Here is a 26,053-nt window from a genome sequence, read left to right as displayed (position 1 = left end):
GTGTCCCGTTAGTTTTCCACTCTGATAATTTGGTATTAACGTAAAAGGGACTATTAGCAAAATCTATCTGTGGATTTGGTTCTTGAAAGTGCAAACTCGGAGGTATTTGTTGATGTTTTAATCCCAGGATACTTTTAATTAATCCTGTCACACCAGCAGCAGTATCCAAATGTCCAATATTGGTCTTTACTGAACCAATAGCACAAAAACCTTTTTTATTTGTGCTAGTACGAAAAGCTTGCGTGAGGGCCTTAATTTCAATCGGATCTCCTAAGATAGTTCCTGTACCGTGTGCTTCTACACAAGTAACAGTTTCAGGTTCAACTCCAGCTAAGGCTAAAGCTTCTAAAATTACTTCCCTTTGACCATCAACACTAGGGGCTGTATATCCAACCTTTAAAGAACCATCGTTATTAACAGCTGAACCCTTGATTACTGCATGAATAAAATCACCATCAGCAATAGCATCCTCTAATCTTTTCAAGACCACTACACCTAAACCGTTGCCACCATTTGTTCCTTTCGCTTCAGCATCAAAAGCTCGGCAATGACCGTCAGGAGAATGAATTCCTCCTTGTTGATAGTGATAACCAGTTTTTTGCAGTGTTGTAATAGAAACACCGCCCGCTAAAGTAATATCACATTCACCATTGAGTAAACTTTGGCAGGCTAGATGGACAGCAACCAATGATGTAGAACAAGCAGTTTGAATATTGATACTTGGCCCTCTCAAGTTCAATTTGTAAGAAACCTGCGTAGGTAAAAAATCTTTATCGTTTCCAATTAAAATTTGGTAGCTATCTACTGATTCCATCAAATCTCGATTTGAATATAAGTTAGAAAGTAAGTATGTACTTGCAGCGACACCAGCGAAAATACCTATTTGACCGCGATAAGTTTCTGAGTTATAGCCAGCATTTTCTAAAGCTTCCCAAACACATTCGATGAAAAGGCGGTGTTGTGGATCGGTAATTTCAGCTTCTTTGGGAGAAAAACCAAAAAATGAAGCATCAAATAACTCTATATCTTCTAATATAGCGCTTGCCTTCACATAATTGGGATTGTTGAGTAATGATGAATCCACCCCAGATGATATTAGTTCTTCATCGGTGAAAAAAGAAATTGACTCTACACCATCCCGCAGATTTTGCCAAAAAGTATCAACGTTTTTTGAACCAGGAAAACGACCCGCCATTCCAATAATAGCGATTTCGTCTTTATCATTTAAGCTAGGAATAAAATTATTTGCTGCATCCATAAATCAAAATCCTATCATAAACGTTAAGATACTCAATAAGACTTAGCTCATTATTCCTATTTGAGCAAATATGAATTTGAGATTTCAGAAGCAATCTGAATTTGGTCATTTAAAACTGCGTCAATATCTTCTTCAGTAGTTAACGGATTAGCAATTACTGCACGCATGGCAATTACCGGAATTTCCTTGTCCAAGCTGATAGTTGTTTTTGTTGTTCGTGAGATAAAAGTGCGGCCAATTTGGCGCTGCATCTTTTGTAAATATTCATTAAAGTTGTTGATAATTTGATTATCTGTCTCTGTGAACTGTTGTTTTACAATTGCTCCTCTAAATTGCTCTGGAATATAGCGATAAATTAACAAATTAGTATCTGGTTCTGCCAACAATTCAAATTCAGGCATTGCCGAAATTCGAGCAGCCATGTATTGAGTTTTACGGATTCCCTCATCAATTAAAAACTCATATCCTTTAAGGCCAATCAGCTTTAGACCAGCGTGTAAAAATAAAGCCATCCCCGGCCGAGAACCTTCTAAAGCACGCTTACCTAAATCAAACGATCCCTTACGCATGGTATAGCTAGCATGTTTTTCGATTGAAGAAGCTAGATAAGGGTCGTGGAAAAAGACCATACCAATACCCATTGGTAAATATAATTGTTTATGTCCATCAATGGTTACTGAATCAGCTTTTTCAATGCCAGCAAGCTTATGTCGATGTTTTCGAGAAAAGATAACTGGGCCACCCCAAGCAGCATCCACATGGAAATGTACATTATTTTCTTGGGCAATCTCTGCAATATCTTCTAGTGGATCGACACTACCAGAATCCGTGGTTCCCGCAATACCAACAATAGCTATAATATGTAAGTTTTTCTCATGACAATCTGCAACAGCTTGGCGTAACGCTTGTAGATTGACTTGATTGTTAGAATCAACGGCCACTCTAATCAAATTTTGGGTACTTATGCCCATTAAATCCGCAGCTTTATCAAAAGAGAAATGCATTAATTCGGAGCCAATTATAACTGCTCCTTTGTAACCATAGAAATTTAAAGCTGCGCCTAAACCTTCTTTTTCTATGCCTAAAAAATCATTTTTTGCGCCTAAAGATTTATTTCTGGCACACCAAAGGGCTGTGATATTAGCCGTTGTACCACCAGAAACCAAAATTCCTAATGTACTCTGATTATTTTGAATATGCTGGGTGTAGAAATTATCGGATAAATTATAAATTTGTCGATGCATCATTGCTAAAGCTTCACGTTCGCAGAAGCTTAAGGCTTTAGCAGTCTCTATTTTGACAGCATTTTGATTCATTGCTGTCATCAGTTTTGCTAAAGGGCGCACAAAGGAAGGAAGTGCTGAGGTCATGTGACCGATGAATTGTGGTGATGATGTGTGTATTGAATGAGCAACAACATTTTCATTTAAAGATTGAAAATAGCTTTCAAAATCAGTAGGCTGTGTAGGTATTTTACTATCACCAAATTTTCTAATTATCAATTCAAGGTCAACATTAGTATTTGCAGTTTTTGCAATTAAAAAGTTTTGAGAAAAATCATTAGCTATCTCATCTATCTGCGTTTCCAGAAATTTACCTTGAGTAGGTGTAAACATTCCTTTTACATATTCACCAATTTCAGAATGCAATACTTGATCGTTCTGAGAAAACTTATTTATGGTTAAAATTTCTTTTTCGCTTAATGTCATTTCATCTCCTTAAATAGGTATTTTCTAGGCTATATTTCTAATTTTTACCCTATGTCAAAGTATCTATATCATTTGTTTGGGTTAGCGAGTCCGCGCTCGTCACATCTTGATTATGAATTCTTCTTCAATCACCTGATTGATATGAAACTCCCCTTTCTTTTGTTATTTCTCGATGTTCTTTTCTGGCTTGTTTTCGCCGCTGTACTGAAGCTGGCCTATTTTCAGAATGCTTTATAAAAGATATTTCTTCTCTTGATTCCTGACTAAAATATCTAGCTAGGTGGCTTACGGTTGGATATTGAAACATTTCTACTAAGAGAAAATCTCTCTGAAATCTTTTTTGCAATTTACTATGAACTTGCACTAGAAGCAGTGAATGACCACCCAGTTCAAAGAAATTATCATGAATTCCTACCTTCTCAAGATTAAGTACTTCTTGCCAAATATCGGTAATAGTTTTTTCTACCTCGGTTTGGGGTGGCTGATAAACTACTTCCAATTCAGGTCTTGCTGTATCAGGAGCTTTGAGCGCCTTACGGTCAATCTTGCCATTAGGAGTTAATGGTAGTGCCTCCAAAAAGACAAAAGCAGTTGGCACCATATAGTTTGGTAACTTTGCCTCTAAAAAATCGCGCAGTTGAGAAATAGTTAGTCTTTCCTCTGAATTCGGAACGACATAAGCAATTATTCGTTGAGAATCAGTTTCGGAAGAATCAACCGTAACAACAGCCTCTCGAACTTCAGGATGTTCAATAATCAGTGCTTCAATTTCTAAGAGTTCAATACGGAAACCACGTACTTTTACTTGATAATCAATGCGCCCAATGTACTCAATCTCTCCATTTGCTAAATAGCGGGCTAAATCCCCAGTTTGATATAACCGTTCTCCTGGTAACTGTGTGTAAGGATTGGGAATAAATCGTTCAGCAGTCAGTTCTGGTTTGTTGAGATAACCACGCGATAAACCTGCACCACCAATATACAACATCCCAGTTACACCCACAGGAACAGGTTGTAAATTTTGATCTAACAAATAAATCTGCGTGTTGTGAATCGGGCGACCAATCGGTGGAATATTGCTAGTATCTTTGTCTAGAAGGGCAAATGTTGAATAAGTTGTATCTTCAGAAGGTCCATAGAGGTTAAATACCTGTTGTATATTCTCTTGCTGATAAAGTTGTTGTACAAGATGATGATGAAGTGGTTCACCTGCCACATTGATTGTCTGCACTGAAGCCGGAATACTATCAGTTCTTAATAACTGTGAAATCACACTTGGGACAGTATTTATTAAGGTTACATTTTGGGCTGTTGGCAAAGTTGATAAATATAAGGCGTTCTCGATTAGAATCACCTTGCCACCGCAACACAGAGGAATAAATAGCTCGAATACTGAAAGGTCGAAGCAAATAGAGGTTGATGCTAAAACTCCTTGCAAAGCTTCGATTGCAAAGGTTTGCTTTGCCCAATCCAACATTGCAACTGTGCTTGCGTGTTTAATCATTACACCTTTTGGTTTACCTGTTGAACCAGAGGTATAGATGATATAAGCGAGGTTGTCGGGGGTTATTTCAGAGATGACATTTTTCTGGCTTTGTTGGGCGATGAGATGCCAATCGGTATCTAAGCAGATGACTTGAGCTTTGTGTTGGGGTATTGTTTCTAGTAGTGAAGCTTGAGTTAGTAATACTGCTGCTTGAGCATCTTCTAGTATAAATGCGATGCGTTCTTGGGGATAATTGGGGTCTATTGGTATGTATGCTCCACCTGCTTTTAGGATGGCTAATAGTCCGATCGCCATATCAAGCGAGCGCTCTACACAAATCCCGACTAATACTTCTGATTTTACTCCTAGCTGTTGCAAATAATGTGCTAGTAGATTTGCTCTGGTATTTAACTCACGATAGGTTAATTGCTCATTTTCAAACACCACTGCAACAGCATCAGGTGTACATTCTACCTCTCCCTCAAACAATTGATGAATGCACTTATCTTCAGGATAGTCTATTTTGGTATCATTCCACTCAACTAATAACTGTTTTACTTCCGATGAGGTTAGTAATTGCAAATCACAAATCCGTTGTTCAGGATTACTAACTATGCTTTCCAATAAGGTCTGGAAGTGTCCCAACATTTGGGTAATAGTAGCACTATGAAAGCGACGGTTATCATAAGAAATACACAGATTTAATAAATCTGATTTAGGCACTACCTTCACGGTGAGAGGGTAGTTTGTCCAGTCAAATAACGACTGAGATTCGCCCAATAGCTGAGATTCAACGACCCCTATACTTTGAGCAATAGCACCTTGATTGTAATCTACTAACTCATTATCAAAAACTAAAATGCTATCAAATAATTGTAAACCACGGGGGATCTCACTCCATTGTTGAATTTTTAGTAATGGGCTATATTCATACTCACGCATCTGAACTTCTTCGGCTTGAAGATTTTTCAGCCAAGGTGAGAGATAAGCATTACTCTGTACTTGTACTCGTAATGGCAGTGTGTTGATAAAGAGTCCGATCATAGACTCTGCATCTGCTAGGGCAGTTGGTCGCCCTGAAGATGTAGATCCAAAAACTATATCTGATTCTTGGCTATAACGATTTAAAAGTAAAGCCCAAGCTCCTTTAATTAATATATTTAAGGTTAGCTGATGCTTGCGCGCAAAGGATTTTAAAGCAGTTGTTGTAGTAGCCGATACTGAGATATCTTGCCTTTGATAACCTCCTTTTTGGTCAGAAAAGCTAGCAGAACTCTTACCTACTATAATTGGTGTTGGTAGTGTGAATCCTTTGAGTTTATGCCGCCAAAAAGCCTCTGCTTGATTCAGGTCTTGCTGCTGTAGCCAAGCAATATATTCTCTATAGGGACGTGGGCGTTCTAGATGTAAATCTTGACCTTGGTATAAAGCATTATAAAACTCATAGAATTCCTTCCACAACCAGGTTACAGACCATCCCTCCATTAATATGTGGTGAAAGCTAAAAACAAATTCATAAGTGTTATCATCGACTTGAATTAATGTTAGGCGAATCAGAGGAGCTTGGGAAAGTTCAAAGCCGCGATCGCCATCTGCTTTTAAGAAAGCTTTTAATTGCTTTTGTTGCTCTTGGAAAGATAATTGTCGCCAGTCTTGAAATACATACGGTAAGCTTACTTGCTGATGAACAACCTGATAAGGTTTATCAAGATTATCCCAATAAAAAGAGGTACGCAAAATGGGATGGCGATCTACAACTCGCTGCCAAGCTTTCTGAAAGGCTGAGACATTCAGTTGAGTTTGCAAACGGAAGCAAGCTTGCTCAAAATATACTACAGAATTAGGTGCAGCAAGCTTATGAAAAAGCATACCCTGCTGCATAGGTGAAAGTTCGTATATATCTTCAATATTATTTTGTTTCATCAGAAATTACTCCTGTCTAATTGACCAATCTGAGCTAGTAACTGGCTTAAATTTTCTTGATTGATATTTGCTGCCGAAAAATCAGAAGGAGTATAATCGCCTGCTTCGGGAGACTGACAGTGGGTAATGAGAGATTTGAGTTTTTTGGCAAAATTGTTAGATAATTTTTCTATTGTTTGACGTTTATGGATATTCTTGCTGTAGTTCAAATCCAGTTGCAATTGACCTCCAGTAACCGATACAGTTATTTGTAATAGATAAGGCCGAGTTGCTTGGGGACTGAGTGTTGGCCCTGGTGATTCTTCCGTCCACTTAAACAAAGAATTCTGAGGCAAACTTTTACTAATTTGACCAACGTAGAGAAACATTACCTCTGCTTGCGGAAGGGAGCGAATTTTCTCAGTTAATACCGTATCCTGACTCAGGTAGCGTAACACTCCATAGTCAATGCCCTTGTTAGAAACATGACGAATTTGTTCTTTAACGACTTTCAAAGCATCGCCAGGATTGTCTGCTTTTTCCAAATCTAAAAGCACAGGATAAGTAGTAGTGATCCAACCTACTGTCCTTGATATATCGACATCATTGATACTGCCTGTACTTACCTCGCGCCCATTTTCGTCGAGATTAATCAGTAACAAGTTTACGCTTGTCCATTCTCTAAAAGCCTGTACAAGGGCAGTCAGCAGAACCTCTTGTGTATTAGTTCGATAAACTTTTGGAACCTCCTGAAGCAATAATTGAGTCTCTTTTTCGCTGAGAGTTACTGATACAATTTGATCTTCTGATGCTACGGTGTTGACACCGTTAAGGTAATCTATGGGTAAACGAGAAACCTGCTTAAGACGTTGACTCAACCAATGTTTTTGCTCTTTCTGCAACTGTTCTGAGTGAGCATACTTCTGTAACCGAATAGACCACTGTTTAAAAGAGGTTGTCTTTTGTGGCAGATTAATTACCTGACCCTGACTGATTTGCTGATAAGCAGTCTGGAGATCCTCTAATAAGATTCGCCAAGAGCCGGGATCTACTGTCAAGTGGTGGCTGACAATTAGTAAGCGGCTTAACTTATTAGTACCCAGTTCAAAAAGGACAAACCGCACAATTGGCCCTTCTGAAAGGTTCAAACTAGCTTGGATTTCGGCAGCAGCTATCTCCATAGCAGATTTTTGAGCTTTGGATGACAATGCCGACAAATCAATCCGTGTAAACGGCACTACTTCTTGAGGGCTAGTGTTGACCTGCTGCCAGCCAGATTCAGAGTGTGTGAACCGGAGGCGCAGGGCATCGTGGTGTATTAATAATTGCTGCAATGTTTGCTCTAACCAAGCCAGATTCAGAGATTGAAGTACCTCTAACAAAATTGCTTGGTTCCAGTAATGGGGTTCTGGTTGATTCAATTCAAAAAACTGATGTTGAGCAGGTGTTAGGGGTACTAGACCAGTTACTAAACCTTGTTCAGCCTGGACAATTTGGGTTGTGCTTACCACCTCTGCTAGTTTGGCGATTGTCTGATGTTCAAATAATTGCTGAGGAGTGAGCCGAAAACCTGCTTTAGCGGCTCTGGCGCTGACTTGAATACCAAGCACAGAATCCCCACCCAACTCAAAAAAGCTATCGTGAATACCTATTTGTTTAAAACCAAGGAGTTCTTGCCAAATATTAGCAATAGTTTGCTGTACTTCACTTTCAGGAGCAACATAGTCACTATCTAAATTAGGTCTTAAATAAGATGAAGCAGAACTGGTTTTTGGTGCAAGTTGAGAATTTTGCCGAAATTCTAGTTCAATCCATTTCTTGATGCTAGCTGGCAAATCTACCGTTGATGTGACTATTTGAGTAAACTTACTTGTAGATAAAGCACGTTTAAAAACCTCTAGACCTTCTTGCCGCGTCATCGTCGAATCTGCTCCTTTGGGCATCGTCGCCGATTCAGAAAATTCTTGAGTAATCCAGTCGCTATAATTAATGCTCAACCAAGGAACAAGACTTGTTTGATTGTGTTTGTGTACAAAAGCATCTGTGAATATGTGCGCTGCTGGATAGGCAGCCATGCCTAGTACCCCCAAAACAGATGCTAATGACGATATGACTACGCAGAAATCAAGTTGTTTTCCCTGTAAGATATTTTCTAATACAAATAATCCATAGCCTGTTGAGCGTAATTGAGTTTCACACTCAGTTTTACTTATCTGTTGAACAGTGTTGTATACTCTCACATTTGCAGCATGAATGACACCATGAATTTCACCAAAGCGGTTTGAGGCTTGAGTCATTACTGCTTGCATTTGTTCGAGATTCGCAACATCAGCGCGGCAAATTAAAACCTCCGCACCCAATGCTTCTAATGCTTGCACTTTCTGGATTTTGCGACTGATATCGTCGTTTTCATCATGAGTTGATAGCCATTGCGACCACTCTGGTTTTGCGGGCAAACCTAAACGCCCTGTGAGAATTAGTTTGGTATGCGCTGTCTGGGCGATATATTCTGCTAGTACTAAGCCAACATCCCCCAAACCACCAGCGATTAAGTAGACTCCCCCCTCTCTGATCGAAATTTTTTCTCGATCTGGTTCTTCAAGTTGTATTGGTTCAAAAGTTTGCACCCAACGATGTTTGCCACGGTAAGCAACTATGTTATCGGATGCGGTTTGAGTGAGTTCTGTTACAAGTTGGTCTAGGAGTTGATTTTCTTGGGGTGTTCCTGATTCAGGAATGACTATATCAATATGACGACAGGTGATGTTGGGATATTCTTGGGGAATTACTTTACAGATTCCCATGACAGTTGCTTTTTCTGGGCATAACTTTTCATCGCCATTCACCTCTTGCACATTGTTGGTTGTTACCAGAATTTGCAAATCGTCGGTAACTTCTTGTTTTCCCAATGCCTGCGCCAGAAAAAGTAGACTATAAAAACCATTATTTTGACATTCTTCAAAAAACTGATGGGGTGATTCTGCCTGTGTGTTAGGGTTCAGACTCCAAAAATGAGCGAAATGCCATCCGGTACGCTGTGCGATCGCAAGTTCCTTCAGCAAGGTATCATAATCACGACTTGCTTGGGGATTAATTGTGTAAGAGCGATCGCCTAACTTGCTAAACTGCTCTCCAACTCTCACAGTAATTACATCATGCCCTTGTAATTCCAACTGTTTAGCAACTTCTGAACCTATGCCTAAAGTATCAATAAACACCAAATAGTATAATTTTTGTGTTGATTTTGCTGCTATATGAGAAGAGCGTTTCCAGGAAGGAATGTAAAACCAGTCAGCAATATTTGGTTTTTTGTCTAATGCTTGCCAATCTTTGCGCTGTGCTAAATTCGCTTCAGGATTGGCATCAATCCAGTAACGTTGGCCTTCAAAAGGATAGGTCGGTAAGGGAATGCGACCGCGTTGTTCGTGAACATAAAAACCATACCAATCTACTTTTACCCCTGCTAGCCATAAGCGACCCAATGTAGTCATTAAAAATGCAACATCTGACTGTTGCTCGTAGGAATGCCGCAGGGAAGGGAGCATCACTGATTTGGCTCTATCGTCACTTTCTAGACATTGCGATGCGAAACTGATCAATGCTTGACCGGGGCCAACCTCTAATAAAATTGGACGATCTTTTTTCCACAACTCTTGTACTCCCGAAGCAAAGCGTACTGCTTGACAGAGGTGCTGCACCCAATAACTGGGATCTGTTGCTTGGTCTGCTGTAATCCAAGTACCTGTAACGTTTGATAAATAGGGGATTTTCGGGGGTTTGAGACTAAAGGTTTTGACTAAATTGTGAAAAGTCGGTGCGATCGCTTCCATCATGACAGAATGAAAAGCATGGGAAGTCTGCAACCGCTTCCCAACTAAACCCCGTTCACTCAATTTTCTTTCCAATTCTTCGATAGCATCCGGGAAACCCGCAATCACACACAACGATGAGCCGTTGATTGCAGACATGGAGATGCGATCGTTCAACAGAGGTTTTATTTCCTCCTCTGAAAGCCCAACTGCCAACATTGCCCCATTTGGCAACTCTTGAATCATTTGCGCTCTTTTCGCTACCAGGATTAAAGCGTCTTCCAGAGATAAAACCTCGGCGAGAGTTGCCGCTACATATTCACCGATGCTGTAGCCAATCATTGCCGCCGGACGAATTCCCCACGATATCCATAACTGAGCTAAAGCGTATTCAATAACAAAGATAGCTGGTTGGGTGAGAAAGGTTTGATTTAGCTTTTGAGTTGCGACATCTACTTGTTCCGTTCCCCGGCCTAACATTTTTCGCAAATCTAGCCCAGCAGAGAGAGTATTTTGTTTTTGCTTACTTCCATTATCACTGTTTCTACTGGGATACAAAACATCTCGCAAATCAAGATTAAGGAGGGGTTTAAGGAGTTCACAGCATTGGTCAACTGAGGTGCAAAATGTTGGCTCAGTTTGGTAAAGTTCAAGAGCCATATCAACGTAGTGAGTTCCCAGTCCAGAAAACATGAAGGCAACAGGGCGTTCCTGAGTTTTCTGAGTATTGCTAAAAACTCGCTTTGGTTCTTGAAGTGCGTTGACAGCATCTTGAATATCTTGGCAGACAACTGCACGCCGATAATCGAAATTTCTGCGCCCAACCTGCAATGTATAAGCCACATCGGCAAGATTTAAATCGGGACACTTTTGTAGGTAATTAGCAAGATTTGTTGTAGCAGTTTCTAGTGCCGATGCCGTTTTTGTAGAAAGAACTAACAAATGATATTTTCTCCCCTGCTCCTCTGCACCCCTGCTTTCCTGCTCCTCCACAGCCAGAGCTTCTTCGAGAATTAAATGTACATTGGTTCCCCCTAAGCCAAAAGAACTAACTCCTGCACGTCGGGGAGTGCCATTTGTTTCCCATTCAGAAAGTGTGGTATTGACGTAGAAAGGACTATTGGCAAAGTCAATTTCGGGATTAGGCGAAGTGAAGTGTAGGCTTGGGGGTATCTGTTTATGCTTGAGTGCCAATACAGTTTTGATTAATCCCGTCACACCAGCCGCCGTGTCTAAATGCCCAACATTGGTTTTCACCGAACCAATGGCGCAGAATCCTTTCTTCTCGGTACTAGAGCGAAAAGCTTGTGTTAAGGCAGCAATTTCAATAGGATCTCCTAAAGCTGTTCCTGTACCGTGGGCTTCAACATAGGTGATAGTTTCTGCTTCTACTTCGGCGACTATTTGGGCTGTTCTAATTACTTTTGCTTGGGTATCGATGCGGGGTGCTGTGTAGCTGACTTTGAATGAACCATCATTATTGATAGCCGATCCTTTGATGATGGCATGAATAGTGTCGCGATCGCTCAAAGCATCTTCTAATCGCTTCAACACTACAATACCTACACCCTCACCGCTCACAGAACCCTTAGCATCAGCGTCAAATGCCCGGCAATGTCCATCAGGAGACAATATTCCCCCTTCTGTGTACATGTATCCATCTTTTCTTGACGCACTTATCGCAACACCACCAGCTAAAGCAATATCACATTCACCATTGAGTAAGCTCATAATCGCTAAGTGGACAGCAACTAATGAAGTTGAGCAAGCAGTTTGCACCGCGTAGCTTGGCCCCTCTAAGTTGAGTTTGTAAGAAACGCGAGTAGTTAAAAAATCTTTGTTACCAGCAATCAGGAGTTGCGGAGGATCGATAGAGTTGATGATATTTTGATTTAGATAAATATTAAGTAAGTAGCTGTTTAGACCGGAGCCGGCATAAACACCAATCGCACCTTGATAATTTTGTGAATCGTATCCAGCATTTTCTAAAGCCGACCAAGCACACTCTAGAAAAATTCGGTGTTGTGGATCGGTAATTTCTGCTTCTCTGGGATTAAAGCCAAAAAACTCTGCATCAAATAATTCTGCGTCTTCTAATATACCCTGTGCTTTTACATAGTTGGGGTCATTTAATATAGATGAGCTTATACCTGCTGATAATAATTCTTCATCAGTAAAAGAAGAAATTGATTCTATGCCATTTTGGAGATTATGCCAGAATTCATCAATATCTTTTGCTCCAGGAAAACGCCCTGATAAGCCGATAATTGCTATTTCTGAACCATTGAGATAATTTGCTGTGTGAATACTCATAATTTTGAAGAATATTTAAATATTTTTAATAGATTTAAGTTTTTGTAAACGCTTTCTTTGTTGAGTTTTTCCATCTGTAATTTTTTCAATAGCAATATCTGTTAAATCAGAATATTTCTGTTGATTTTTAAATTCATTCAGATAACTTGCTAAAGAATTGATAGTTGGATATCTAAATAAGTCGAGGACAGATAAATCTCTCTGAAAAACTTTCCGTAATTTGCTATTAACCTGAAGCAAGAGTAATGAATCACCACCAAGCTCAAAGAAGTTATCATAAATTCCTACATCTTCAACTTGCAGTACTTTTTGCCAAATCTCAGCAATAGTTTGTTCTACTTCAGTTTGAGGTGGCTGATAAATTGCCTCCAATTCTGGCCGCGCTGTCTCAGGTGCTATTAATGCTTTGCGATCGACTTTACCATTCGGTGTGAGGGGCAGTGCCTCTAACAATACAAAAGCTGCTGGCATCATGTAGCTTGGTAGCTTTGCTTCTAGGAAGCTTCGCAATTCAGAAATTACGAGTATTTGCTTGGCTTTGGGGACTACATAAGCGACTATTCTTTGAGATGCTACCACAACTACAGTTTCGCGCACTGCCAAGTGTTGGCTAATAATTGCTTCAATTTCTCCAAGTTCAATGCGGAAGCCGCGAATTTTCACTTGGTAGTCAATTCGACCAATGTATTCAATTTCTCCATTGGGCAGATAACGCGCTAAGTCACCAGTTTTATACAAGCGTTCGGAATTTGGGGATTGGGGATTGGGGATTGGGGATTGGGGACTGGGGACTGGGGATTGGGGATTGGGGATTGGGGAAAGGAGAGAGCTATCTGTTTGCTTTTTCTCCCTCTGCTCCCCTGCCCCCTGCCCCCTGCCCCTTGCCCCCTGCCCCCTGCCTCTTAAAAAGGGATTGGGGATAAATTTCTCTGCGGTCAGTTCTGGGCGATTTAAATAGCCCCGACCCACACCCACACCACCGATATATAATTCGCCTGTGATACCTAGAGGCACAGGATTGAGGTGTCGATCTAGCAGATAAATTTGGGTATTGGCAATGGGATGACCGATAGGAACTGTCTTTTGGTTCGTAAAACTATTTTTACACTGCCAAAAAGTGACATCTACAGCAGCTTCCGTTGGCCCGTAGAGATTGTGCAGTTGGGCATTGAGTCGATTGAAGAAGCGTTCTTGTAATTGGGTTGTCAATGCCTCGCCACTGACTATCACCCGTACAAGAGATTGACAACTTTCCAAATTTTCTGCTTCGAGAAACGCTTGCAGCATCGAAGGCACAAAATGAATTGTGGTTATTTGCTGCTGTGTAATGACATTCACTAGGTAATTTGGATCGCGATGTCCTTCTGGTTGTGCTATTACTAACCGCGCACCAGTTATTAGTGGCCAAAAGAATTCCCAAACTGAGACATCGAAGCTGAATGGAGTTTTCTGCAAAACTCTATCTGTTGCTGTTAGTTGGTAAGTATCCTGCATCCACAGTAAGCGATTGCAAATTCCTGCGTGGGTATTCATCGCCCCCTTGGGTTTACCTGTAGAACCTGAAGTGTAGATGACGTAAGCTAGGTTATCACTACTGAGATGGCAATTAGGGTTTTGTTTGCTGTGTTGGGCGATAAGTTCCCAGTTGTTGTCTAAGCAAACAACTTTAGCTTTGTGGGTTGGTAGAACTTCTAATAGCTGCTGTTGTGTTAATAAGACTGTTGGTTGTGAGTCTTCTAGCATGTAAGCTAGGCGTTCTTGGGGATAGCTGGGGTCTAGGGGGATGTATGCGCCACCTGCTTTAAGGATGCCTAATAGTCCGATTATCATGTAGAGCGATCGCTCTACACAAATCCCCACTAATACTTCTGATTTTCCTCCTAGTGAATCGCTATGCAACAGCTTTGTTGAACGCAAATAATGCGCCAATTGGTTAGCTTTCGCGTTTAGCTCGCGGTAAGTTAACTGCTCATTTTCAAACACCACTGCTACTGCATTCGGTGTGCATTCTACTTGTGCTTCAAATAATTTATGGATGCACTGGTCGGTTGGATAGGATGTCTGGGTATTATTCCACTCTGTTAGTAATTGATATCGTTCTTGTGTAGAAAGAAGTTCGTGCAATTCGTAGCGTTTTTGAGGGTTGCTAACTATTGCTTTGAGAGTTCTAGCATAAAACCCACTAATACTTTTGATTTGTTCTAGGTCAAATTCCGAAGTATCGTACTTAAGCGAGAGTGTTACTAGCAATGATCTGGGATTTTGGTTGAAGTCAATCATTAGAGGGAAGTTGGTTTCTTCATAAAACTTTCCACCTAGAGACTGCACATTTTTACCTGCTAATGCTGTTTGGTAAACATGAAAATGTGTAAAGTTAAATGCAGTCTCGAACAGAGGTAGACCCCCCAAACTCTTCTGTATTGCCGCCAATGGATATCGACGATGTGGCAGCCATTCCTGCTCTACCTTAAACACATCCTGCACCAAGTCTATCCAAGTGCCTCCAGATAGTTTGAGACGAAATGGCACGGTATTGAGGAACAAACCAAGGACTCGTTCTCCATCCTGATGTTCTAGGCGTCCATTGGTAACTACACCCGTAAGTACGTCTGACTGTCCACACAACAGACTTAAAACTCGCAAATGTGCTGCCAGCAGAACACTTTTAAGAGGTATTTTTGTAGACTTGGCTAACTGTTGCAATCCTTCAGAAATCTCAGCAGATATTGGCACTTCTTGCTCATTAACTTGCCTGATAGCCTCTGGAGAATGCCAACGAGGCAACATATTTATAGTACTGTCATGCAATTTTTGCATCCAGTAACGCTGAGATTCCTCAGTGGCGATCGTCTCTCGTTCTAAAGCAATAAAGTCCCGAAATAGGCTTGAGGGTAGTGGGTTGAGAAAATCAACTTTTTCACCCAAGAGAGAGAAATAATGCCCAAACAACTCAGTTAACATTGAAGCCACACTCCACCCATCCAGAATTGCGTGGTGGAAGCTCACAACTAAATAAAATGTCTCCTCGTTGCAGCGATGAACAAAAAAGCGGAGTAAGGGAGGTATACTCCAATCAAAATGTTGTCTTTTTTCCTCTTCTAACCAGTCATTTAGAGCATACTCTAATTCGGAAGTTGAGAGATGACGCCAATCCTCTACCTCCAATGGAACATCAATGTTTCGATGAACCAGTTGCAATGGCTCGCTAAAGTCGGTTAGCTGGAACGAAGTACGCAGTACAGCATGATTTTTTACTAAAAGCTGTATAGCTGCCTGCAAAATCTGAATGTCGAGAGTAGCTTGTAAATGGTAGCTAAAAATATCGTGATATGTTGTTCGCTCAGGACTATACTCGCTATGGAAAACCATTCCCATCTGGAGCATAGAAAGTGGATATGCATCCTCTATATCATCAGGTAATTTCTGTTTGTCTTCTTGAGATATGAGACTGAATGGTTGACTTTTTTCTGATTTTATAAAATCCAATTCCGTCGTTTTTAGCACCTTTGCCAACTGAGAAATAGTTTGATGTTGGAAGATATGCTGGATTGAGAAACTCAAACCTTTTTCTCGTGCTAGGGATTGAACTTGGATGCTACGGATGGAATCTCCCCCTAAGGAAAAGAAGTTATCGTGGATACCCACCTGTTTGATACCAAGAGCTTTAGCCCAAATTTCAGCTAGTATTTTCTCATTTGGAGTGCAAGGTGCAACAAAAGTGTTGTCTAATTCAGGTCGCTCAGTGTCAGGAATCGGTAATGCTTTGCGGTCAATTTTACCATTAGGTGTTAGTGGTAATGCCCCCAATGTGACAAAAGCTGCTGGTATCATGTAACTTGGCAACTTTGCCTCTAAAAAGCTACGTAGTTCAGGGATTGTCAGTGTTTGCTCTTTTTGAGGGACTATATAGGCAACTATTCGTTGAGAATCTACTGATTGTTCGCTGACTACAACTACAGTTTCTCTAATTGCTGGATATTGGCTGATGATAGCCTCAATTTCTCCCAATTCAATGCGGAAACCACGAACTTTAACTTGGTGGTCAATACGACCAAAATATTCTATGTCTCCATTTGGTAAATATCGACCTAAATCACCGGATTTATAAAGACGTGCATTTGCTTTATTACTAAAGGGATTAGGAATAAATTTTTCAGGAGTTAATTCTGGTCGATTTAGATAACCCCGTACCACACCAGCACCACCAATATACATTTCACCTGGTATGCCAATAGGTACTGGCTGTTGATATTTATCTAGTAAGTAAACTTGTAAGTCAGGAATAGGACGCCCAATCACACTTCCTGATGCTACTTCTAAATCTGCGATCGCTAGTGGACGATAGGTAACATGTACGGTTGTTTCCGTAATTCCGTACATATTGACTAACTGAGGAAACTGGTCGCCATGACGTTCAAACCAAGGTCTTAAACTCTCAAGTTGCAATGCTTCTCCACCGAAAATGACTGTTCGCAGGCTTAATTTGTTAATATTTGCAAATGATTCTTCTGCCTGGATGAGTTGGCAAAAAGCTGAAGGCGTCTGGTTGAGTACTGTCACTTGCTGTGTTAACAGCAATTTGTAAAAGTCTTCTGGTGAACGACTCAGCCAGTATGGTACCACCACTAATTTTCCACCATATAGCAAAGCACCCCAGAGTTCCCAAACAGAGAAATCAAAGGCTATGGAATGGAATAATGTCCAGACATCATGTTGATTAAAGTTATACCAGGATTGAGTTGCTGCGAATAAACGAATAACATTGCTGTGATTAACTAACACCCCTTTGGGTTGGCCTGTTGAGCCGGATGTATAGATGATGTAGGCTAAATTATCACTTGTACACTCATTAATTAAATTTTGTGAGTTTTGTTGAGCTATACTTTCCCAATCTCTATCTAGACAAACAATCCTAGTCTGATGTTGCGGCAAATTCTCTATCAGATGTTGCTGGGTTAGTAACACTGATATTTGAGCATCCTGTAATATAAAGGCTAGACGTTCTGATGGATAATAAGGGTCTAATGGTACATACGCACCACCTGCTTTCAGGATCGCTAATAGTCCAATAACCATAGAGAGCGATCGCTCTACACAAATCCCCACCAATACCTCTGGTTTTACTCCTAGCTGTTGCAAATAATGCGCTAGTTGATTCGCTCTGGTGTTTACCTCGCGATAGGTTAGTTGCTGGTCTTCAAAAACAACTGCGATCGCATCAGGTGTGTGTTCTACTTGAGTCTCAAATAACTCATGGATGCATTGGTGTTGAGGATATTCAACTTTTGTATTATTCCACTCCAATAGCAATTGGCGTTTCTCATGTTCTGTTATTAATGATAATTCTGCAAGCCGCAGCTTTGGATTTGCAATAATTTCTTTCAGCAAGGTCTGGAAATATCCAGCCATCCGCTTGATAGTACTTTCCTTAAATAAATTGCTATTGTAATTGAAATTGCTAAATATTTTTTCTGCTGTTTCTGTAATATCCAAAGTTAAATCAAAATTGGCATTGCTATTTTGAACTGTCAAGGAACTTAAAGTTAAACCAGGCAACTCAAAAGCCGAAATAGGTGCATTTTGAAGCACAAACATTACTTGAAAGAGTGGCGTATGGCTTAAGTTTCGCTCTGGTTGTAGTTCCTCTACCAACAATTCAAAAGGCAAATTCTCATGAGTGTATGCTCCCAATGTCATTTCTCGCACCCGAACCAGTAGCTCTTCAAAGGTGGGATTACCCGCCAGATTTGTTCGTAGTACCAAAGTATTGACAAAAAAACCAATCAACCCTTCTATTTCGTCTCGGTTACGGTTAGCAATAGGCGAACCAACCACAATATCTTCATTACTTGTGTAACGCCATAACAATGTTTGAAAAGCTGCCAGCAGAGTCATAAATAAAGTACATCTTTGCTGCTGGCTTAATTTATTTAACGCTACAGATAGCTCTTGAGATAGCTCAAATGAATAAGTTGCACCCCGGAAACTCTGAATAGCTGAACGTGGATAGTCAGTAGGTAAATCCAGTACTCTCGGTGCATCTTCTAACTGCTTTCGCCAGTAAGAAATCTGAGATTGTAGCACCTCTCCTTGCAACCATTGCCGTTGCCAAACTGCGAAATCTGCATACTGTATTGGCAATTTTGCAAGCGGGGAAGGTTTTTCTTGACAGAAGGCTTCGTAAAGTGATGTTACTTCTTTGACAAGTAAACCCATTGACCAGCCATCAGAGACAATATGATGCATGGTGAACAACAATACGTGCTGTTGTTCACTCAAGTGCAACAGAGTAGTTCTCAGCAAAGGCCCCTGCGCTAAATTAAAAAGCAACTGGCTTTCTTGAACTGCTAGCCGCAAAACTTCAGCTTCCTGCTTTTTTATTGGGTACTCTTGCAAGTCCACTACAGATAGCTTCAAGCTCAGAGTTGGAGTAATAACCTGAATCGGTTCTCCATTGACAAGCATAAAAGTGGTTCTCAATATCTCATGACGTTGCACAATTTCGTTGAGACTCTGTTCTAATGCCTGTACATTAAGCGTACCAGTCAGCCGTACAGCATAGGGAAGGTTGTAAGTGGCACTATTTGGCTCCAATTGATTCAGAAACCATAGCCTTTGCTGTCCGAAAGATAGCGGTAAATCTACATCTCTAGATACAGGTTGTATAAGCTCGATTGTGGAAGTTGAGGCAATTGAATCATGTATATATTTGAGGATTTCTATTTTACGCTCTCGAATTTGCGTACTCAGTTCTGATGTCAGTATACCTTGAGGAGCATTACAATATAAGCGATCGCCATCAACCCGAAGTTTTATTTCTAAACTAGAAAGGTAAGATAAAAATTGGTTGATGGTTTTCATAAATCTTTACTCCTCATGGATGATTATAGTTGAGGTAATTTTTCTTCGGAAATACTCAATCAGAATAATTAAAAGACAACATTTTAACTAAGAGTCTATTTTTAATTTAAAATTCTATTTCCTCTCTATCACTCAGAGAAGCGCTAGCAACAACTAGTAATTTTTTGACTTTCTCACGAATACTTTCAATATAGTGTGAGATTCCAGCGATAGTTGGTTCATCAAACAAACTACGTAGGGCAATATCAGTCTGTAAGACTTTACGCAAACGGGAAATAACCTGAATAGCTAACAGTGAGTTTCCTCCCAATTCAAAAAAGTTGTCGTAGATTCCTATTTGCTGAATACCTAATATTTCTTGCCAAATATCGGCAACTGCTTGCTCAATGTCATTTTGCGGTACTACGTAAGCCGTTTCTAGTTTCGGGCGAGTATTCTCTGTTTTCGGCAAAGCTTTGCGGTCTACCTTCCCACTAGGTGATAGTGGTATGCTTTCTAGCATTACAAAGTCAGAAGGTAACATATATTCAGGTAACTTTTCTTTCAAGAAAGTACGCAATTCACTAATACTAGGAATTGGTTCTCTCTTTGCAACTACATAGGCAACTAATTGTAAATTACCTGCTTCCTCCTGCTGAACCACAACTACATTTTCACGAACATTTTGGTGCTGACCTAGAAATGTTTCAATTTCTCCAAGTTCAACCCGGAAGCCACGAATCTTTACTTGATTATCAATACGTCCAAGAAATTCGATATTCCCATCAGTCAGCCACCTTCCTAAATCTCCAGTTTTATAAATTAAATCTTTGCGATTTTCTGGCAATCTCTTCTTAGCATCCGTAAACGGGTTAGGAACAAAGCTAAAATTAGTTTTTTCTTCATTTTTCCAGTATCCATTACCTACACCAATTCCCGACACACAAATTTCTCCAGGAACACCAATAGGTAATAGCTGCATTTCTTCATCAAGGATATAGAGATTTAAGTTAGCTAAGGGTTTACCAATTGGAACTGTTCGCTGATTTTCTGGCAATGGTTTATTAACAATAAACTGGCTGATATCATCAGCAGCTTCGGTGGGGCCATAAGCGTTAACAATTTTGATTTCAGGATACAGATGGAGCCACTTATTTACCCAACTTACTGATACTGTCTCCCCCACAACCATCATCCATTTCAAATCAGGTAATTCTCTTTCATGACTCGGTAGCTGGGAAGTATATTCAAGCAAGCCACCAAATAATGCTGGTACTAATTCCACAGTTGTAATTTTTTGTGATTTCAGTACCTCAAATAGTTTATCAGGAATAGCAACAGTTTCTATATTTACAATTACTGTTTTTCCACCTATTAAAAGTGGTGCTAAAAATTGCCATACAGAAATATCTGTAGAAGAAGGAGCGCTTTGGAGAAAACAAAACTTCTGCGTTAACTCCAACTCATCGAATTGGGCATAAATATGATTAACTGCGCCATCATGCCTGACAATTGCCCCCTTGGGTAATCCTGTAGACCCAGAAGTATAAAGCATATAGGCTGGGTCACAAGCATCATTAATATGCTCTACATTATCATTGGCTAGTTGAGCAAAATCTGATTTGTTATATATCTTTAACCCTGTTTTATTAGCAAGTTGAGTTTTTTCAGTAATCATATCATCTAAACAAATAATAGATGATAAATTTGAATGGTCTTCCACTAAGGATTGCAAGATATTTAATAGCGAATAATCTGTTAATACAAATCTAACTTCGCTATTAGATAGCATATACTGAATTCTCTTTTGTGGATAAGTACTATCAATAGGTACGTATGCTCCACCTGCCTTGTATATAGCGAGGATTGCAATTAGAAAATTGATATCTCGATCTTTAAAAATGCCTACAAATTCTCCTTGCTTAACTCCTAACTTCCGCAATAATTTAGCTAGCTGATTAGCTTTTTGGTTTAGTTCTTGATAAGTTAATTTAGTTCCTTCATGGAAAATAGCTATATTGCTTGGAGTCTGAGAGACTTGTTTCTCAAATAATTGATTTATTGTCTGCTCAACTGGATACTCTCTATCATTGTTGTTATATGCTTTTAGCAACTGATATTTATCGGTATATTTCAAGAAAATAATATCTGATATTTTAATATTAATGTTATTTATAATACTATCAACAACATTAATATAATATCTACTCATCGATTTTATGCTTTCATCCTGAAATAAATCTTCTCTATACTCTATATTGGCACTAATAGTTTCAGAGTTAATTTTCAAAGAAATTGTTATGTCATTATCAAGTAAATTTAAATTATCTTTATGATGAATATTTTCTAGTAAAACTACTATATCAAAAATTTGACAGCGATTAGGGATTGTTGGTATTTCTAATAATTTAATTAATTCATCAAAATTATAGTTTTGATTGTTGTAAGCACCAAGAATCGCATCTTTTACTTGAAAAAGAAAATCTTTAAATGAAAGTTGAGGTATTACCTGAGTACGCAAAGGAATAATTTTACTATTTACGCAATCTGTACTAGTTTCCTCATATACAGGTATTCCAAGGATAACATCATTATTTCGGGTATATTTTTGCAACAATATGTTTAATGCAGATACAAGTATCCAGTACGTTGAAAAGTAAGAACCTTTAGTTAGTTTAAGGGTTGCTTGAGATAAATTATTTGGTAAATCAAATCTAAAAGATTTGTTCTTAGCACTAGAAAGTAAAGGTCTTACATAGTCTAGCATCAGATTTGTTTCTGGCAAGTCTCCCGATAATTTATTTATCCAATAAAATTTTTGAGATAATAAGTCATTCGAGTGTAGATGTAGATCCATAGTTCTTATCCTTATAACCAATTATTTGCTGACTGATAAATATCATTAGTTTGATATGAAATCATCAAAAACTTTTTTGATAATTGAACAACCCTTTTGTAATGTGGACATATCAATTACCAAAGGAGGCAGTATTTTAATTACCGTATCATTTCTCCCTGCTAATTCGACTATTAAACCTAGTTCAAAACAACGGGAGGTTATACTTTTGGCTAAACTGTTACCGCCAAAATTTTTAACATCAATACCCCAAATCATGCCAATTCCACGTACTGCTATGCTTTCACTAATTGATGCTATTTCTTGAGTGAGAAAATTTTTCAAGAAAAGCTCTTTATTTTTGACTTCTTGTTCAAGATTACTACTTTCTCTATATTCTAAAGCAGCTGTTGCTCCGATAAATGCTAATTGATTACCCCTAAAAGTACCATTATGCTCACCTGGTTCCCATATATCCAAATCTGGCTTAATTAATAATAGTGACATTGGAAAACCATACCCACTAATAGATTTAGAAAGTATTACCATATCAGGAACAATATCTGCTCTTTCAAAAGAAAAGAAAGAACCTGTTCGACCGCAGCCAACTTGAATATCATCGCAGATTAATAAAATGTCATGCTTATCGCATAACTCTCTGAGTCTTTGCATCCAGACAATAGGAGCTACAACAACTCCACCTTCTGCTTGTACTGTTTCAAAGATGATTGCTGCTGGTTTTTCAATTCCCGAATTTACATCATTTAAGACTGTTTCTATATATTCTATAGTGTCAAAAGTTTCCATAAATCCATAGGGATAAGGCATAAAAGTTACATTACTTGATGTCCCAATTACCCCGCCTCGAATTCCAATATTGCCAGTAATCGATAAGCTACCTAAAGTCATTCCATGATATGCTCCCATGAATGAGAATATACCTGCTCTCCCTCTGACTTTTCTCGCTAATTTTAAAGCAGCTTCAACTGCATTTGTTCCTGTCGGCCCACAAAACTGAATGCGATAATCTAGTTTTTTTGAACTTAACACTACCTCATCAAACTTGGTTAAAAACTTCTCTTTCGCCGAAGTATACATATCTAAAGCATGGGCAATTCCATCGGCATCTAAATATGACATGACTTTTTGTTTGATGTAGTCATGATTATGTCCATAATTTAAAGCACCTGCACCAGCGAAAAAATCTATATATTCTTCACCTGACTCCGTATAAACTATAGAATCTTTAGCTCTATGGAATATTGCAGGAAAATTACGGCAATAGCTTCTAACGTTTGATTCGCGCTTTTCAAATATGTTCATGAGATTTTTATTTTTGGGATTGCCAAATACATTAATAAATCTACTGATTGTTTAGGCTCGATGTCTTTGTGCCATAGCTTTGTTTTTTAAGAAACATAATTTAGATAAGACTTATAAAATTTGAAAATTATCTGAGGAGGTACTTTTAACACTAAACCCATAGTTAATAAAAAGTTGTAGTAGCAGTTTTGAATTGGCATCCCTTTTGTCATAGCTGCTAAAGCCCTCAATGAACTTTTTTGAGTATGCCAATCGATATTAAAAGAAATCGACATATCTAAACTCCGAACATGATGCAGCGTTCCAGGAGGCATATAGACAATATCCCCAGGATTTACGACAAATTTAATCGGTTTTGCATTTCTGTATTCAGGATATTTATTGAAATCTGGATTTTCTGGATCAACGAGAAACCATCGCCAGCCTTTGCGATAACAATTTTTAGCATCTCTAGGTAGTAATATAGTAAATTGTTTCCGTCCAACAAGTTGAAAAAAAATATTGTTAGTCAGAAGACAATCAAAATGTAGTGGAGTAAGACTATTAGAAGATCCAATAAAAAACTGACAGTAACGCCACCATTTGTAACGATACCATTTTGGTAAATAATCTAAAGGAAATGGTTGAACATCTTTTATTAGTGAAGGTATTAAGCTAAATAGTGGCAAGTCATGACAATAGGGTGGGGAATCAGTTTTTTCATCATCTTTTTCATAGTTATTGATTAAGGTTACATATTCTTGCATTGTCAAACGACATAATTCAATTTTTTTATTACTAAACTTTTTAGCATAAATATTTAAAGCAGGAGATAGGTCTTTTAAATATTCTAATGACCATTTATCGAAGCTATTCCAACTTTTAATCGCTCCTGAGATGATAACTGGTTTTTCGCAGTCAACATAGTTTGACTTAAATTCATTACTTGAAAGCTTATATCTGCGCTCGATTTCATTTGAGATTATCATAAATTAACTATTTTTCCTTAAATTATCAATAAGATTGCTGCCAATATGGCTCGATCAAAAAAAATGTAGTAGTCTTAAACGATTCAAATTTATTTGTCTGGAAATGAGAATTTTACTTGATTATGAGAGTTTCTTATTAGTACTCGTTCAGTCAGATTTCAATCAACTTGTTTTATGTATAAATATTTATTTTTTAGGGATTTAATTAGTTAAAGCAAAATCTAAGTGCAATGACATTTCTTTGTCTAAAATTAATATTTTTATATGTGGTGCTTGCTCTGTAAGTAACAATAACTCCTTAAGCCTTACTTGAGGATTTGTTACGATGCCTTCGAGCAATATTTTTAAATGATGTAATATATTCATGATTGTTGCAGCATCAAAGCGGCGAAAATCATAATTAATTCCAATCGTGAGTTCTGAGCCAGGATACCCAACTATATTTAGAGGATAGTTTGTTTTATAATAGCTAGTTTGCTCAGAGATATTTAGACTTCCCCATTCTTGCAGAAAGTTGCCTGTTTTTTGGTTCTCGAACACTACAAAGCTCTCAAACAAAGGCACATTACCTAGCACTTTACTGCATTTTTGAATATCCACTAGGGGATAATATTCATACTCTCGAAGTTCTATCAATTGAGTCTGTAATTGCTGAAGCCAAGATAATAAATGCTCATCCAGATCTATCTTGGCGTGTACTGGTAAGGTATTAACCATTTCCCCCACCATTGACTCCGAACCTTCTAAATCTACTGGACGACCAGAAGTAGTACAGCCATAAATTACATCATTTTTGCCACTGTAGTGACTAAGGAGTATAGCCCAAACTCCCTGAACTATTGTATTCATGGTCAAGTGATGCTGTCTTGCCAAGGAATCTAGGTTTCTTGTAATTGCTTCCGATAGACTGATTTGTATATCCTCGTAGCGTTCTTCTAAATTGGACAAGTTGTTTGGGTATAGGTTAGTTAGCGGAGTAGGCTCTTTTACTCCATTGAGTTGCTGTCGCCAGAACTCCTCTGCTTTGGATAAATCCTGTTGTTTCAACCATTTGATGTAGTCTTTAAAGCAACTGCCGTTTCTTAAAGGTGCATCTTGACCTTGACAATATGCTTCATAAATTTCAATCACATCATTTAATACCAATAGATATGACCAACCATCTAGAATGAGCAGGTTGCTACTCCAAACAAGATAGTAAGTGTGTTCTTGAATTTGGATTATAGCCAGACGCATTAGAGGCGCTTGGGAAAAATCAAAACGCCGTAAGCGATCGCTCTCAAGAAAAGATTGTAAATGCTCTTGTTGTTCTAATGGATCGAGTTCTTGCCAATCCTGGTAGTCTACAGGTACTTCTACTTGCTGATGCACAACTTGTAATGGTTTATCTAATTCTTCCCAATAGAAGCTAGTACGCAAGATTGTGTGTCGGGTTGCTACTTGCTGCCAAGCGTATTTAAAAGCATCAATGTTCAGATTGCCGCTAAAAGTATAGACGGACTGTGAATGGTATAATTCCATTTCAGGGGCGTGCAGACAGTGAAAGAGCATACCATGTTGTATTGGAGATAGCGGGTATATATCTTGGATGTTTTCTCTCATTTTATTT

General features: G+C 38.9%; 9 protein-coding genes. All 9 read right to left on the bottom strand.

The window, feature by feature from the left end:
• The coding region (locus HWQ39_RS06530) for a type I polyketide synthase (RefSeq protein ID WP_292842791.1) at positions 1-1,258 on the bottom strand (1,258 nt) is incomplete at its 3' end.
• 56 nt (positions 1,259-1,314) lie between these two features.
• The gene (gene panP / locus HWQ39_RS06525) at positions 1,315-2,967 is read right to left on the bottom strand and encodes a pyridoxal-dependent aspartate 1-decarboxylase PanP (RefSeq protein WP_292842789.1); all 1,653 of its coding nucleotides are present in this window, start codon (positions 2,965-2,967) and stop codon (positions 1,315-1,317) included.
• 124 nt (positions 2,968-3,091) lie between these two features.
• The gene (locus HWQ39_RS06520) at positions 3,092-6,376 is read right to left on the bottom strand and encodes an amino acid adenylation domain-containing protein (protein ID WP_292842787.1); all 3,285 of its coding nucleotides are present in this window, start codon (positions 6,374-6,376) and stop codon (positions 3,092-3,094) included.
• Positions 6,376-12,477, bottom strand: a complete 6,102-nt coding sequence (locus tag HWQ39_RS06515) for a type I polyketide synthase (protein ID WP_292842785.1) — start codon at positions 12,475-12,477, stop codon at positions 6,376-6,378. The genes HWQ39_RS06520 and HWQ39_RS06515 overlap by 1 nt, the downstream gene beginning before the upstream one ends.
• 15 nt (positions 12,478-12,492) lie before the next feature.
• Positions 12,493-19,338, bottom strand: coding sequence for a non-ribosomal peptide synthetase (locus HWQ39_RS06510; RefSeq protein WP_292842783.1), 6,846 nt, complete (start codon positions 19,336-19,338; stop codon positions 12,493-12,495).
• Positions 19,339-19,444: 106 nt separating this feature from the next.
• The gene (locus HWQ39_RS06505) at positions 19,445-22,174 is read right to left on the bottom strand and encodes an amino acid adenylation domain-containing protein (RefSeq protein ID WP_292842781.1); all 2,730 of its coding nucleotides are present in this window, start codon (positions 22,172-22,174) and stop codon (positions 19,445-19,447) included.
• Between the two features lie 45 nt (positions 22,175-22,219).
• Positions 22,220-23,476 carry a diaminobutyrate--2-oxoglutarate transaminase gene (gene ectB, locus HWQ39_RS06500; RefSeq protein ID WP_292842779.1) on the bottom strand — a complete coding sequence of 419 codons (1,257 nt, stop codon included), beginning with the start codon at positions 23,474-23,476 and terminating at the stop codon, positions 22,220-22,222.
• Between the two features lie 86 nt (positions 23,477-23,562).
• A complete protein-coding gene (locus tag HWQ39_RS06495; protein ID WP_292842777.1) occupies positions 23,563-24,444 on the bottom strand; it encodes a cupin-like domain-containing protein in 882 nt (293 codons plus the stop codon).
• A gap of 201 nt (positions 24,445-24,645) precedes the next feature.
• Positions 24,646-26,046 carry a condensation domain-containing protein gene (locus HWQ39_RS06490; protein ID WP_292842775.1) on the bottom strand — a complete coding sequence of 467 codons (1,401 nt, stop codon included), beginning with the start codon at positions 26,044-26,046 and terminating at the stop codon, positions 24,646-24,648.
• Positions 26,047-26,053 lie beyond the last annotated feature (7 nt).

Origin of the sequence: Nostoc sp. NMS8 (genome assembly GCF_017115045.1) — a bacterium.
Lineage (GTDB): Bacteria > Cyanobacteriota > Cyanobacteriia > Cyanobacteriales > Nostocaceae > Nostoc.
Note: the sequence above shows the minus strand (reverse complement) of the source record. Positions and strands in the feature narration are given on the sequence as shown.

Bases quoted from the DNA above. Each gene is read 5' to 3' on its own strand.
- panP (WP_292842789.1), bottom strand. From the start codon at position 2,967: ATGACATTAAGCGAAAAAGAAATTTTAACCATAAATAAGTTTTCTCAG.
- HWQ39_RS06520 (WP_292842787.1), bottom strand. From the start codon at position 6,376: ATGAAACAAAATAATATTGAAGATATATACGAACTTTCACCTATGCAG.
- HWQ39_RS06515 (WP_292842785.1), bottom strand. From the start codon at position 12,477: ATGAGTATTCACACAGCAAATTATCTCAATGGTTCAGAAATAGCAATT.
- HWQ39_RS06510 (WP_292842783.1), bottom strand. From the start codon at position 19,338: ATGAAAACCATCAACCAATTTTTATCTTACCTTTCTAGTTTAGAAATA.
- HWQ39_RS06505 (WP_292842781.1), bottom strand. From the start codon at position 22,174: ATGGATCTACATCTACACTCGAATGACTTATTATCTCAAAAATTTTAT.
- ectB (WP_292842779.1), bottom strand. From the start codon at position 23,476: ATGAACATATTTGAAAAGCGCGAATCAAACGTTAGAAGCTATTGCCGT.
- HWQ39_RS06495 (WP_292842777.1), bottom strand. From the start codon at position 24,444: ATGATAATCTCAAATGAAATCGAGCGCAGATATAAGCTTTCAAGTAAT.
- HWQ39_RS06490 (WP_292842775.1), bottom strand. From the start codon at position 26,046: ATGAGAGAAAACATCCAAGATATATACCCGCTATCTCCAATACAACAT.